The sequence below is a fragment of the Lacimicrobium sp. SS2-24 genome (assembly GCF_002201535.1).
Classification (GTDB): Bacteria; Pseudomonadota; Gammaproteobacteria; order Enterobacterales; family Alteromonadaceae; genus Lacimicrobium.
This window is the reverse complement of the sequence record NZ_NIWW01000002.1, coordinates 427,552-441,061: the sequence shown is the minus strand read 5'-3', so window position 1 is coordinate 441,061 and position 13,510 is coordinate 427,552. Positions and strand designations below refer to the sequence as shown.

Below are 13,510 nucleotides of genomic sequence, written 5' to 3'. Positions count from 1 at the left end.
ACTATGTGGCGCTTAGTCTTTTAACGACTTATCCCGCTGCACATCACTGTCTCCACCCCACACTTTTTTCGCTGTCCAGGCTTCGGACGGACTGGTCCAGAATGAATGTTCAGCTGGCAACCCAAGGGGTAAAAATCCCAGTGACGCCATATACAAGCTGCCAGCAGAAATGTAGGGCTCAGCCAAGCCGACTTGTTCGCCTATCACACCAATCTTTAACCAGCCATCATCGTCATAACTGACGTCACTCAGTAATCTCTTCATTACTGCAGTCATGGCTGCCCGCACCTGACCTTCACTAAGCTCTGCTGGAAGACGCTCCATTAACGCCATTTGTGCCAAAGTCTGAAACGCACCAAAGCGATAAATGGCAGAGCGGCCAACAATCGGATACGTACCCTGTGGCGAGATTTGTCTTTCCAGAATAGCGGCATAACGCTGTGAACGTGCCATCACCTTTTCATAGAGGGCATTCAGGCGATGTCCGGTCTTGTCTTTCAGGATCTGGTGTACATCCACCAGCATGGGCTGAATAACATAGGAGTTATAGTAATCCCAGTGATAGGGTTCCCCGTCAGAGTATACGCCGTCGCCCACATACCAGTCTTTATGTTTGTGCAAACCAAACTCTATCCTCGGCAGGTTGGCCTCGTAGCCAAATTTCAGATAAAACGCTTCCAGTGTGGCCGGAAACATCAGCCAGTTACTGTATGGGGTGTCCGTAATTTTGCGGGTCTTTTCAAATGCCGCCAGCACGTTTTTCTGCACCGGCTCTGACAACCCATACCAAAGCTGTTGCGGTGCACGAATGAAGGCCTGCGCTAAATAAGCCACATCAACTAACGGCTGATGGCCATTGTCAAAGTTCAGATAGTCCGGTGAATCGGGATTCACGCCATTGGCGATCGCCTTGTGCGCCAAGGCAATATATTCGGCTCTGAGTTTGCCCTCCGCCGTATCAGCTGGACCTAATTCCAACCAGGGTGCCAACCCGGCCATCAATCGCCCCAATGACTCGAGCGGCGCATACTGAATACGCTGCCCATACTCTGGCTCATATTCGCCTTGTTTATCAGGTATTGAGCGTTTCAGAGTTTCATTGGCCAGATTACGCAATACCGGATCTGCCAGTTTAGTCAAATGGTCAACCCAAAGCTGACGATCAGAGACTTCGGCCACTGCCGGAACAGTAAAAAAAATACTGAGCGTAAGAATTTGAATAAGTCGTTGGATACCCTTCATGGTCTTTCCTTTTAATCCCTTTTTAATCAATCTGTAGTTGTAATGGTTGATTAAGGCGTGTGAGTGTTCGCTCCAGTTCGGTCTTAAACTGCTCCTGATCTGAGATACCATCGGGCCCCTGTTGCCAATAGCCAGCGAAGTAATATTGCAAGTGTTTGGCTGATGGCTTCATGACCACAAGATGGTTGTGTTGATCTTCACCAAGCTTCTGAAGATCCTCAGCCCGATAAAAAATTGCCATACCCAGTGCATCATTGATGTAACTCTGAGGACCAAAGGTGGCGACATAATGCCAGTCTCCCTGCTGTTGCAAGTCTGAACGCATCAATGTTTCCACGTGTTTTACAATCCCGGTAACAAGAGGCGGAGCCTCGCCCTCAACGGATACCGTGACTTTAGTCAGGGCAGAGCCCGCGGCAATACTATAGTGGGTGTCGATAGCAGCCAGGCCCTCTTTGCTGACAAATCCGCGGTGAGCAACATTGACCTCACTATAAAGAGGGCTGCTGTGAGCAATACTGACCTGCATCATTTCACTATTATCGATACGTCTCGCCTGCCCATCTTCATAGAACGCCACACTGCCAAGGCCGATAGACGGCCCCGTCTTCAGAATATCCATCCCCCAGTCTTGCAGCTCATGATATGACGGTGCCCCTACCTGCCCAACCTGAGGCAGGGTGATGTCAGAACGGCGCTTACCGAAAATATCGAGTATATTGCGCTGATCAAAGTAAAGCCGATAGGCCACCTTGTCGGATTCCCAACCCGGGCCTTCGTACTTAAATAAACCATCACCAATTTCATGCTTTTCCGGCAGAGTCATTGCTTTCGCTGACTTAAAGCTACCGCCGGTCAGGCGCCCATCCTGCCATTTTGCATTCTGTCGCACCCCAAGTTCGGCGTGAGTACGCTTACTCAGATTGGCGTTTTGTGTACCTACCAATTCATAGCTCACCTTACTCTCAGCGGGCACGGAAACACTAAATAGCAGCTCGTCGGGCTGACCGTCCTTATCCGTATCCAGCCATTGCCCGGGTATTGTTGTTCGCCCATTGTCCAGCATCACCTCGCTGTGGATCAGCGTACTTTCCGCCTGCCCCAGTGAAGTTAGCGGGACTCTGACCACCTCATCCTGCCTGTCAATGGAGGAAGGATTGGTAATAGTGATTTGAGACCCCGATTGTGCTGCATACTGGCATCCGGTCATTGAGGAAGCGGTAAGCAGAAGGGCAAGATATGCCGTTCGGCGAATAGAATGTAAACTCATAAATGTCTCTCCTGGAATATTCCGGTTAACCTGCTAGCTATCAGACGTGTTTAGAACCATTGTCGGCATTGCAGAAGGTGGAATAATGGCACCGGCATGCTGAATAACCTCTGACGCCAGTGATGCAGCCCACTGCACACGCTCAGACAGCGGCTGCCCATCCAGCAGAGCCGCCAGGTATCCTGCGTTGAAAGAGTCTCCTGCCGCAGTGGTATCAACAACAGTGTCGACCGGCTCGATCTCAAAGGCATAATGATAATTTGGTGTTATCACCAGCACCTGTTCTTTGCCTGCTTTAATCACCAATTCCGGAATTTTTAAGGGAGTCAGCTCTCTGGCAACATCTTTGGCATTCATACCACAATGGTTGAGTACGCCAGCCATATCTTCCGCCCCGGCGAAGGCTAAATCGCTGCCTGCCAACATCTTATAGATCCAGACTCTGGCAATATCCGGACATTCCCACAAAGATGAACGATAGTTGGTGTCAAAAGCCAGCTTCACCCCACAACGTTGCAATCTCTGTAACTGCTGGAACAATCCTTGTCGATTCTCTTCAGATAAAATGGCTAGACTAATAGCGGACACAAACACCCAATCCATCTGCTCAGCGAATTCCAGCCAGTCATCGTCACTCAACATCTGAATGAGCGTGCGTGCTGCTGAATTTTCCCGATAATAGGAAAACTGCCGCTCACCCTGACTGTCTGTCTGAATGAAATACAAGCCACAGGAGCGCTCCTGATGGCACTTCAGCCATCGTGAATTAAGCATTTCGCTATCACAATATGTTCGCAAAGCTCGACTAAACATATCGATACCGACAACTGACGCAAACGCCACATCAGTTTGGGCCGACAGTCTTTTTAGATACACCGCGGTGTTAAACACATCGCCAGCAAAGGCTTGCTGCCAGTTTCCGCAGTCATTCTGGCGAAACTCGGCCATGCACTCCCCTATCACAAGTACCTTCATTGCCACCACTTATATGTCTTCATACAACATATGACATTACCTTTAAACTTTAGTAATATCAAATTGCTTTACATAGCCGTTGATACGCAAATAACCCGTTGTATTGTGCTGAAGATACTTCAGCTATAGTATTATCTTCAGATCAGATGACAGAGAAAGTTATATTATGGAAAACGCAATTTTCAGTATTTCGCAGTTACAGGGCTCGCGTAGCCTGTCTATCGACCTGACAAATTCACTTCGACAGAAAATTCTCGATGGCAATCTGCCCCCCGGCACAAAACTGCCAACAGCCAAAGAAATTGAAGAGCAAGCTGGAGTAAGTCGCAGTGTTGTCAGAGAAGCGGTAGCAGCCCTCAAAGCGGAAAAACTGATTATCAGCCGACAAGGAATTGGCGTTTTTGTTGCTGATGGGGTGACCAGTCGTCCTTTTGAAATCGAAACGAATGAATTCGCTTCGATTGAAGACGCCATTCAAATACTCGAACTTCGTATGGCAGTAGAACTGGAAATGTCGGCAATGGCTGCGCGTAATCGTAAAAAAGTCCAGATGAAACGGATATGGCAGTGTATTGAAGATTTTGAGACCAAGAAAAATCAGGGGGAAGACGCCGTCAAAGAGGATCTGGCTCTTCATTTAGCCATTGCTGATGCCTCAGGCAACCCTTATTTTGCCCGTTTTATCAAGTACATTGGCTCGGGGGCTATACCATCTCGGGATCTGATCAGTAAATACGATAAAACTGCGAATAAACCTGAATATCTGCAACAATTGCATGACGAACACCGTCGCCTGGCCCAAGCCATTGAGGACAAAAACGAAGAAGATGCCAGAGAAGCGGTGCGTCTGCACCTGGGGAACAGCCTTAAGCGTCATAGAGCGCTGGCTAAAAAAGCGGTCACTAAATAACCAGCGATTAGCCAATTAAGAGTGTTAAATACACGGCTTATTAACTTCTGTTTATATGGAAACGGGAGGCTTTAGCATCCCAATGACAGATCACCCGGGTGATCCGTCATGGTCATTATCAACCTGCGGCGAACTCATGGTCATTATCAACCTGCGGCGAACTATTGACCTCATCTTAACCTGAGGTTTTAGGCTACCCCTGAATCTTCATTTACAGGGGAGCGCAATGTCTACTATCGCTGTGATTTATTTCAGTCAAACCGGGGTTACACAGGCACTGGCACAATCCATTCGCCAGGGTCTTGAGTATCAGCCCCATACCACCGTCATCTGCCATGCACTAGAAGGGCGAGAAATCCTTAATGGCCGCTTCATCAACATGGCCCTGATAGAACGACTGCGCCATTGCGATGGGATCATTTTCGGCTCACCGACCTATATGGGTGGAGTAGCGGCGCAGTTTAAGGCCTTTGCCGATGCCACCAGCGAACTGTGGTGTGAACAACAGTGGGCAGGGAAACTCGCTGCCGGTTTTACCTGTGGCAGCAACCTCAATGGTGATCAATCCATGACTCTTCAGTATATGAGTACGTTTGCCAGTCAACATGGCATGCTGTGGGTCGGCCTGGATACCCCTCGGGGTTTTGGCTCCCACGGCGTCAATCGCCTTGGTTGCCAGATGGGCGTCACGGCGTGCACAACAACGGGCAAGGCGGACAGCGCTGATCTCGATACGGCCCGGTATTTGGGGCAGCGGGTGGCCAGACTCGCGTCTTGTTACATATGACTTTCGATAGCTGTCTTATCTGGTGTTCTACGCCCATTTGCCCTGACCACTATTGCTCAGTGCCGAACTCAAACGCTTTTTTATTGCACTGATTAAGACGCTTTCGCCAGGAATCGAGAACCGCTTGCAGCAGGTGGGTAGATTGAGCGTCTATGATTGAAGCGGTCAGTTTGGCCACCAGCGCGCCATGGGAACGATGCACATAGTGAAAAATATCCGCTTCCAGTTCAGGGATATAGCGATAAACAAATTGCTGTGTCTGGCTCTGACATAACAGGCTGGGCGCCAAATACAGCGGTACCAGCATGGCGTCCACCCGTCTGTTGTCAAACACCTTCACCAAGGTTTCCAGATCGGGCGCAAAATAACAATTCAACTGATTGTCCTGACAAAATGTTATGCCCATATTGTATCCCCCCGTCACACCGATGCGCTTATTTTCGAGGGAATGACAATCCGCCTGGGGTTGACAAAAAAACACCACTTTTAATTTACCCAGCACCACAGGCACCTTGACCAGGTGATCATATTCTTTAGCAACAAGCTCTGTGCGCGCCGCTTCAGCGTCCAGCAGTCCGCGGTTGACCATATCGAGACCGCGATAAGAGGGGAAATACACAAAAGAGGGGGCAATGCCAAGCGGTGCATACGCTTTGATGAAAAAGGCCTCTACGTCGGACTGCTCGCCGGAGAAGTGCAGATTGTTGATAACATTAATGGTAAAGCCCTGTGCATGGGGAAGATCAATCACACCAAACCACATCATGAAGGCGACAAACACCAATAGCGCACGGATCCTGGGCTTTTCCCTAAGCCTCGAAAATATTGAGGCTGGATACATCATTATGACCAATCAGGCTAATTACAAAAGGCATCAGCAGTTGCCATGCCCCCGTCTTTTATTTGCAATTAATAAAAGTTCGACGCCCAAACCCCTATCGGATCAGGCTATATCCAGTATAGTCCCTTAAGGTCAGAAAAAATATTGATACAGCTCAATATGTTAACTGAGTAGGCCGGGCATTGATTTCATCTGAGCCCCGCCTCCTGTGTCAAAACATACCATTTTCGTGAGGCATGGTACCGGGGATGTCTTGCCATACATCCCAATGCTCAACAATTTTACCGTCACTGACCCGGAAAATGTCCACGCCGGCGCGGCCTGGCTTGTCATTGCTGATATCGTATTGATGAACGTGCAGGACCACATGATCTGCCGAACTCACCACTCGCTTGATTCGGGTTCGCTGGGTTTCAGGCATTTGTGCTCGCCAGCTGCTCACAGCGGTAATAAAAGCCTCTCTGCCGGTGGGCACAAAGGGATTGTGCTGAATATAGTCAGGGTGCAGGTAACGTTCAGCTATTTCGCGAACATCCTGCTGCAGGATGAATATCCGTCGGTAAAAATCTACCACCATGGCTTCTGACTCACTTGTGTCATCTGAAACTACTTCATCCGCTTTGAGCCCCGGGCAAAACACTATCGTCATTATCAGCCACGATGCCAGAACAACTATTCTCATTATCTTACTCCATGCTTGTTTTAGGATTCCTCAACACCATGCCAGCGCTAATCGCAATGGCACCGGAACATGGCTTTTATATTGCTTCGGTCAGACAGACCTGTGTTTACTCAAAAAAATTACGCTGCCCCTGATTGCCCCCAACCCTGATAGCAAAAGGCCCATGAAGTAAGCGCTTCCATTGTCTCGAATTTATGTTGATTATTTTTTCGACAAAGTATCCGGCGAGGACTACGTTTAATCGACGCGCACTGTCGCGCGCTTAGATACGGAGATAATCAAAATGTATAAATTGTTACTCAGAGGAATCGTGTTTTGTGCTTTTAGCGTACTGGCGGTACAACATGCTTACGCCGATGACCATGAGCCACCCTTTATTGGTGGACAATATTGGGAAGTCACAGGCATTAAAGTGGCAGATGGTGCGGGACTCAAATATGCAAAATGGCTGGCCAGCGAATGGCGTAAAAACCTGGACTTTGCTGTTTCTCAGGGCTGGTTAACCAGCTACCAGGTATTAAGCAATGTGCACGCCAGAGCCGATGAGCCGGATCTGTACCTGATTCGCGTATTCGAAAACATGGCTACTGTGGCGGAAAATGAGAAACGCCGGGGCAAGTATCTGGAATGGGCGAAAAAAAGTATGGATAAGATGGCTGAAGAGAGCGGTAATCGCGCCGAATTCAGAACCATCATGAGTACCGCCCTGATGCAGGAGCTGAAATTCAGAAAGTAAGCGATACTTTTTAAACCAGGGCTGCCGTATCGCCCTGCTGCTTTTCTCTCCCCCCCTAATAATGCTGGCATATCTCAACAAAATTAACCGAGCTGAACACATTGACCCGGCGGCGCCTGATTGCGCACGCCGGGCCAGTCGCGGATGGCTATATTACTGAATCGGCGACAACAGTTTAGGGTTTTGCACCAGGTTACGCACTCCATGGGCGTGATCTTCTTCGAAGACATTTCCCTCACACCATTTACCCACTGAGTTGATATCAACCACGGCCACTTGTGGCCGAACACTCCAACTGACTTGTAGCGGGGAGCCTTGTTCATTGTACGAAGGGCCTGTGGTAGATCCCAGATAAGCCACCGGTTCTCCGGTATTCATTGGAATATTCGGTGCCTGGGCATAACCATTTACCTGTGCCACTTCCGCCAGATGATTGAAATCCAGAGCCTTATCGTCATTTGCCAACACAAAAACCTGCCCCTCTACGCGCAAGCCCGGGTTCATCGTGCTATCAGCCAGACAGGCACCTAGTGTGGGGCCCGGGCTCACTTGTGCAGAAGAGAAAACCCAATGCACCTCAATGGTATCGCCGGATTGCAAGGGATCACCTTTGGCTGCACAGACCCCACCGCTGACAGCTTTACGTTGCGCATCCGAGAGCTCACCGTCGTAAACGTAACCAGTGTTTTTACCTTTACCATCGCCATTCCCGGCATAAGTGGTGAATTCACCGCCTTTATGCTCGGCATTTTTGTGAAAATGGATATTACACAGGTTCATCTGGCTGCGATTCGGGGCCGTGCCGAATACCCGCAGGTTCGTGCCGTAGGCCTTGTCGATGTCTCTGGGAGATTGAGGACCAAATCCCTTGCCATCGGTATTCGCTTCCAGGTTGGCACGTTGCGTGGAGATGACGTCATCGCTAACGCCTTTGGCCACAGCAGAGCTGGCAACGATACCGGCCACTGCTGCACAAACAGCCCATTTCTGACGGGTAATACGTGTTGTTTTCATCGTTATCCTTACTGATATACGTTAGTTTCAATTCAGATTACGGCACTGAGTCTGAAAAAGACCTTACGAAAAGATTAAAATCAGATTAACAACCCGCAAATCACCCTAAGGGTAGGCTATAGATGGTGTCGATGCTGCATGTCAGTGCTGCGTGACGGCTCAGCAGCAACCCACGCCCACTATCTCTTGAAACTCAGGGCAAGAATACTGCGCAATACCCATGCTATCAGGTGACGTGGCGACCTTAGAGGTCAATGATCCTAAGCGTGCAGATGGGAGTAAATCACCCGCAAGGTGGACATAAGCTGCGCCTTGAACGCCGGCCAGCCGATGGAAATATTATCCATAAACCTGTGCTCACAGAAATATTCTAATTTCTTCGCCATGTCGTTGAGTGGTACCGAGGGAATGGTCGCAAGCACTGCAATCAACTTACGCGCAGCCAGTTGAATATCCCTCTCGGAGTCATCTTTGAGAGCCTGATCCATGGTATCGATGCTGCTTTGCAACTTCTCAATTAACTGTTGCAAAGCGATCGCCAGTGACGTAACTCCTCGTTGATTTTGCAGGTAAGGTAGTAGCTCAAACCAGACCTCTGGATCGTCTGGCATTGGCAGCTTGGCGAACTCCGGTACAGGCTGCGAAACGGTGTCTGATTGCTGGCCGCTGGCCAGCTTGAGCTCTTCTTTTTGCGCATCAATCAGCGCATTTTCCTGTTCAGCCAGCTTGCTGGCGTGACTGGCGATAAGATCCTGAGCATCTTTTAGGGCAGTTTCCTTATCATTGAGCTGCTCTTTACTGTTTTTAAGTTCGGTTTCCAGTTCTTTTAACTGCTGAGTAAGCTGCTGCTGACTGCTGTTCTGATCATCGAGTGAGCTCTGGCTTTGTTCATATTCCTCTTTCACCGAGCGCAGCGCTTCCGTCAGCCGCTGTTGTTCTTCTTTTAGCGCCTGTATGCTGTCTTCCCGCTGCTGCAAGCTACTTTGTTGCTCGCTGACCTGACGCTGAAGTTGTTTCTCCTGTTCTTCCTGGCGTGCAAGTTTCGCTTGTAATGCTTCTGCCTGCTCTTTGGCTGCGGCGAGCTCTTTTTGTAACTTCTGCTCATCGGACTGTGTTTTCGAGACAGTGGACTCGGCACCCTTGAGGGCTTCGAGTTTGCTCGCCAGAGTCGACTGCATTTCTTTGTTTTGCGCCTCAGCTTGTTCTAAAGCCTGTTGCAACTGCTGTTTTTGTTTTTCAATTTCTGCATGGTGCTGGCGCCATTGCTCATCGCTGCCCTCCAGCATTTCACGTTGCTTGCTGGCGCGCGACTCAACGTCCGCCATCTCCTGCTTCAGTTGCGCCAGTTTATCTTGTTGTGCCTTGCGGGCCAGCTTCTCAGCATCCATTTGTCGCTGATGCTCATCAAGCTGCTGTTGTGTGGCATCAAGTTGCGCGCGTTTTGCAGCCAGCTCCTCGGCCAGGGTCTGTTGTTCCTGCTGACGTTGCTGTTCACTTTTAGCAATCTTCTCCGCCTGAGCCGTGGCACGCTGTTCAACTTCCTGAAGCTCTGCTTCCAATTTATCTACCAGCGCGGCCTGCTGCGCCCTCTCTTCGTCGGTTTGCTGCTGAGTACTATTGAGCTGCTCTGTTACCTGTTGCAGCTCATCCTGTTTGGCTTTCAACTCACTCTGCAAGGCGGCTTGCTGTTGCTGCCATTTTTCATCGGCCTGGTTAATCTTCTGTTGTTGCTCTGCGTGGCGCTTCTCAACTTCCTGCAATTCCGTTTTAAGCTGCATTAACTCGGCTTCGCGGGCAGCACTCTGTTTCTTCTCCTGCTCAGACTGCTCTTTGGCCTGACTCAGTTGTTGCTCCGTTTCATCCAGTTTTTTCTGTTTGGCGGCTAATTCCTCGGCCAGTTGCTGGGTTTGCTTTTCCATGTCACCTTTTTGTTGCTGTGACATTTGTTCCAGCATCTTCATTTCATGTTGCAGGTGCTCAACGTAGCCGGTTTTGTTCTCCAGTTCCGACTGCACACTCTGACAGATCAGTTCCAGCTCGCGGCGTTTCTTCTCAGCGATTTCACTGGCTTTACGCTGATTTGCCAGACGCTCCCGTAATTTTTCACTGGCCTGTCCGGAACTGACCAGTTGTGACTGCAGTGTATTAATCTGACCACCGACATCACGAAGCTGCTTGTCTTTCTGATCGATGGAGTTTTTCAACGAGGCGATCTGTGCCTGTGACGCCTCAAGGGAAGCTAACTGCTTGGCCTGTTCTTCCTTCAGTCGCTGTGTCGCCTGTTCACTTAACGCCAGTTTTTCCTGCGCCTGTTTGTGACTGCGCTCACTGCGCTGCAGCGCATCAGCAATCTGATTACGCTGGTTTTGCAAGCGGCTGACTTTATCACTGGACTCTTCCAGCTGCGCTTCGAGTTCCGCATTGGCTTTCTGGCTCTGGTTCAGCAGTTCGAGGTTACGCTCATAGTCATTCTGTACCGATTGCAGGTGCCCGCTGATGTCCTCATGGGCCTGCTGCAAGCCCTTAATGGTATCCATTTTTGCGGCCAGATCGGTCTCTGCCGCTTCCAGTTTTTCCTGCGTGTTTTGCAACGACCGGGCTCGGCTGGCGAGAAGATCCTGGCTGTTCTGCAGCAATTGCTGTTTCTCAGCGATTTCTCGCTCCGCCGCCTGGCGCAGATTGACTGCCTCAAGTCGCGCCTCATTCGCGCGCTCCAATGCCCTTAGATCTGTCCACATACACAAGGTGGCTGTGTGTTGCTGCTGATAAAACAGCGGAACCAGCGTAATTTCGCAGGGCAAGGAGTCACCATGGTGCTGATGCACCCAGGAAAACTCCACAACCTGCTGCTGTTGTTGCAAGCGCTGTAAATGAGCCGCCATTTCCTCTGCACTTTGCTCTGAGGGGTTCAGTACCTTGCTGGCCGGTGACAGCCCGAGCAGTTCATTTTCAGATTTAACGTCAAAAAACGCACAGGCAGCCGGGTTAACGTTGCTAAAGCCGTCATCACCCAACACCGCAACTGGCATATTGCTGTAGCGAATCAACCGCTCTAACTGGTCACTTAAATAGCGTTGGTGCCGTGAGTCAGCCACCCAGCAAATATATTCTGTCTCCGCCCCTTTTAGCCGCGACACATCCAGCCGGGTTGAAAAAGGGATTTCGTCCTTACCAACCAATTCCGCTTGCAGGTCATTCACCTGACCTTTTTGATGCAACAATTTTGCCGCCCTTCCCGCTTGTTCAGGATTGCTGAACAACTGATAAAAGGTCTGCTGTTTGAGCGTGTCCGCACTCTTACCCAGAATCTCTGTCATGGCAGGGTTGACCCGAATCAGACTGTCGTCTTCATTCAGCAGGGCCACGCCCAACGGGGATTGCTCAATCAGGCTGTTAAGCCGTTCCTCACCCATCGACACCTGTTTTTCCAGATTTTTGAGTGGCGTAAGATCTTCAATGATGGCAACGGTACCGGCCGCCTCGTTGCCTGCACGGTAAGCCAGTAAATGCAGATTAATGTCTATTTGCCTGTCTTCAGCCAGCGTAATTGTCGCGGATTTGCGGCGCGTGGCTACGCCATCACCGCCAGCATGCAATGCTTTAAACGCCTGATCAAAGGCCGCAATGTCCTCAATGGATTTGTTTCTGAGCAGATTCATCTGCACGTTAAAGAGCCTGCTGAAGGCTTGATTACAATCCACCAGTTGCTTATTGGTATCTAGCAAATAAACCGGTAAAGGACTGGCACTCATGATGGCCTTGGCTTGCTTGAGGGAAAACTCCGCTTGCTGCTTAAGCTGTTCCAGTCGTGATAGATCAACGAAAACCAGGCTTGCCGAAGTCGTCTCTTCACTTTCTTCGTGTTGCGGACAGGCATGAATTTTTATGGGTACAGCACGGTCCTGCAGTTGCATTTTCCCTTCAAAGGTTTGCGCCTGCCCCTCATTCAACAGCTTCAACTGGGTATCCCACTTTGCCTTATCCGCGCTATCAAAGCATTCAGCGAAGCGCTCAGCACTAATTTGATGTTCGTCTCCCAGCTCCAACATTTTGGCCAGCGCCCCATTAACACTGAGTCTTTCCTGCGCAATTTCATACACTGCAAAGCCGATACCGGCCTGTTCCATTGCCTGCTCACGGTGGTGAATCAGACCGCGTTGTCGATTGATTTTTTGCTGATAGTGTTCGACATCATCAATCGTTACCGAAGCAGCCACCTCACCAATCGGCTTTTTATGCAATGTGATACGGATTCTGGCATGTCGGTGATAATGTCCTAACTGACAGGCAATGGGCGCGTCTTTCTCTCCTGCTAATGTGGCCGCAACCTCTGCTTGCAGGGGCTCAGGGCACACCTCAATGAACGACATTTCCGTCAGTTGTTCAATTTTTCGCTCAAAGAAATACGCGGCCATGGGGTTGGCATACAAAATGGTTCCTGATGCGTCCAGTTGTAAAACGCCGCTGACAGAACGGTCAGTTTGCTCCTGCATCCACTGGCGTTGCTGATGGGCCTCCGCCAGCGACCGCTCTCTGGCGTTAATGCGCACTTTGAACAGAATAAGCGCGATAACTAAACCCAGCAGCAGAGCAACTACGACGTACACCAGGCCATTGACCACAGGCTCACCCAGACTTTGTATGGATTGATAAACCGCCCGGGCTGGCAGGGAAAACAAACTGAGTAACAACACAGCTAGGGGCTTAACTATCAAAATAGGGGCCGTGCGGGACAAATGTGACATAAGAGTTTATTTCCGGTGCCTTCAGTCATTATTAACAAAACCAACACTATATAACTAAACCCATGCCGGTAAAGGCTTGCGATCACCCTGTGGGTGTCGGTTTTCATACGTTTTAGAAAACAGGCTGGCTGGTCACTAAAACATAGCAGAAAGCGGTGTATTCACCTTGTTTCAGCTGACAGGATATTGCTGAGGTATAACGTTTATCTTCAGGCTACCGAAAAAGCCGGTAAAAAACCATGACCGAAATATACGTAAATGTAGGGCAGTTTAGGTTCCAAGCCTTTTGGGCAATGCTTTGTCATGGG

At 49.8% G+C, this 13,510-nt stretch carries 10 protein-coding genes; 3 read left to right on the top strand and 7 right to left on the bottom strand.

Going from position 1 to position 13,510, the window contains the following annotated elements:
* Positions 1 to 12: 12 nt before the first annotated feature.
* Genes CCY32_RS05780 through CCY32_RS05770 form a run of 3 tightly spaced genes read right to left on the bottom strand, consistent with a single transcriptional unit; the run spans position 13 to position 3,487 of the window.
* Entirely contained in the window at positions 13 to 1,242 is a 1,230-nt protein-coding gene (locus tag CCY32_RS05780; protein ID WP_088329637.1) for a DUF2264 domain-containing protein, read from the bottom strand.
* A 22-nt stretch (positions 1,243 to 1,264) separates the two neighbouring features.
* On the bottom strand, positions 1,265 to 2,512 hold the full coding sequence (locus tag CCY32_RS05775) for a DUF4861 family protein (RefSeq protein WP_088329636.1): 1,248 nt from the start codon (positions 2,510 to 2,512) through the stop codon (positions 1,265 to 1,267).
* 33 nt (positions 2,513 to 2,545) lie between these two features.
* Positions 2,546 to 3,487: a sugar kinase gene (locus CCY32_RS05770; protein WP_088329635.1), complete on the bottom strand. Its 942-nt coding sequence runs from the start codon at positions 3,485 to 3,487 to the stop codon at positions 2,546 to 2,548.
* A gap of 166 nt (positions 3,488 to 3,653) precedes the next feature.
* Between CCY32_RS05770 and CCY32_RS05765 the strand changes: the two genes are divergently transcribed.
* Positions 3,654 to 4,397 carry a FadR/GntR family transcriptional regulator gene (locus CCY32_RS05765; protein WP_088329634.1) on the top strand — a complete coding sequence of 248 codons (744 nt, stop codon included), beginning with the start codon at positions 3,654 to 3,656 and terminating at the stop codon, positions 4,395 to 4,397.
* Between the two features lie 226 nt (positions 4,398 to 4,623).
* Positions 4,624 to 5,184, top strand: coding sequence for a flavodoxin family protein (locus tag CCY32_RS05760; protein ID WP_088329633.1), 561 nt, complete (start codon positions 4,624 to 4,626; stop codon positions 5,182 to 5,184).
* 49 nt (positions 5,185 to 5,233) lie between these two features.
* Here the strand turns inward: CCY32_RS05760 and CCY32_RS05755 are convergent, their stop codons facing one another.
* Positions 5,234 to 5,950 carry a hypothetical protein gene (locus CCY32_RS05755; protein WP_088329632.1) on the bottom strand — a complete coding sequence of 239 codons (717 nt, stop codon included), beginning with the start codon at positions 5,948 to 5,950 and terminating at the stop codon, positions 5,234 to 5,236.
* A gap of 286 nt (positions 5,951 to 6,236) precedes the next feature.
* On the bottom strand, positions 6,237 to 6,707 hold the full coding sequence (locus tag CCY32_RS05750) for an ester cyclase (protein ID WP_088329631.1): 471 nt from the start codon (positions 6,705 to 6,707) through the stop codon (positions 6,237 to 6,239).
* A 283-nt stretch (positions 6,708 to 6,990) separates the two neighbouring features.
* Here CCY32_RS05750 and CCY32_RS05745 point away from each other — a divergent pair, with 283 nt between their 5' ends.
* On the top strand, positions 6,991 to 7,443 hold the full coding sequence (locus CCY32_RS05745) for a hypothetical protein (RefSeq protein ID WP_088329630.1): 453 nt from the start codon (positions 6,991 to 6,993) through the stop codon (positions 7,441 to 7,443).
* 153 nt (positions 7,444 to 7,596) lie between these two features.
* On the opposite strand, the gene CCY32_RS05740 is transcribed toward CCY32_RS05745, so the two are convergent.
* Together CCY32_RS05740 and CCY32_RS05735 are read right to left on the bottom strand one after the other, a co-directional pair.
* Positions 7,597 to 8,457: a delta-class carbonic anhydrase gene (locus tag CCY32_RS05740; RefSeq protein ID WP_088329629.1), complete on the bottom strand. Its 861-nt coding sequence runs from the start codon at positions 8,455 to 8,457 to the stop codon at positions 7,597 to 7,599.
* Between the two features lie 260 nt (positions 8,458 to 8,717).
* Positions 8,718 to 13,202: a PAS domain-containing protein gene (locus tag CCY32_RS05735; RefSeq protein ID WP_088329628.1), complete on the bottom strand. Its 4,485-nt coding sequence runs from the start codon at positions 13,200 to 13,202 to the stop codon at positions 8,718 to 8,720.
* Positions 13,203 to 13,510: the final 308 nt, after the last annotated feature.

Excerpts from the sequence above, each read along its gene's own strand:
- CCY32_RS05745 (WP_088329630.1), top strand. The coding sequence starts at position 6,991 with ATGTATAAATTGTTACTCAGAGGAATCGTGTTTTGTGCTTTTAGCGTA.
- CCY32_RS05760 (WP_088329633.1), top strand. The coding sequence starts at position 4,624 with ATGTCTACTATCGCTGTGATTTATTTCAGTCAAACCGGGGTTACACAG.
- CCY32_RS05770 (WP_088329635.1), bottom strand. The coding sequence starts at position 3,487 with ATGAAGGTACTTGTGATAGGGGAGTGCATGGCCGAGTTTCGCCAGAAT.
- CCY32_RS05755 (WP_088329632.1), bottom strand. The coding sequence starts at position 5,950 with ATGATGTGGTTTGGTGTGATTGATCTTCCCCATGCACAGGGCTTTACC.
- CCY32_RS05740 (WP_088329629.1), bottom strand. The coding sequence starts at position 8,457 with ATGAAAACAACACGTATTACCCGTCAGAAATGGGCTGTTTGTGCAGCA.
- CCY32_RS05735 (WP_088329628.1), bottom strand. The coding sequence starts at position 13,202 with ATGTCACATTTGTCCCGCACGGCCCCTATTTTGATAGTTAAGCCCCTA.
- CCY32_RS05765 (WP_088329634.1), top strand. The coding sequence starts at position 3,654 with ATGGAAAACGCAATTTTCAGTATTTCGCAGTTACAGGGCTCGCGTAGC.
- CCY32_RS05750 (WP_088329631.1), bottom strand. The coding sequence starts at position 6,707 with ATGAGAATAGTTGTTCTGGCATCGTGGCTGATAATGACGATAGTGTTT.
- CCY32_RS05775 (WP_088329636.1), bottom strand. The coding sequence starts at position 2,512 with ATGAGTTTACATTCTATTCGCCGAACGGCATATCTTGCCCTTCTGCTT.
- CCY32_RS05780 (WP_088329637.1), bottom strand. The coding sequence starts at position 1,242 with ATGAAGGGTATCCAACGACTTATTCAAATTCTTACGCTCAGTATTTTT.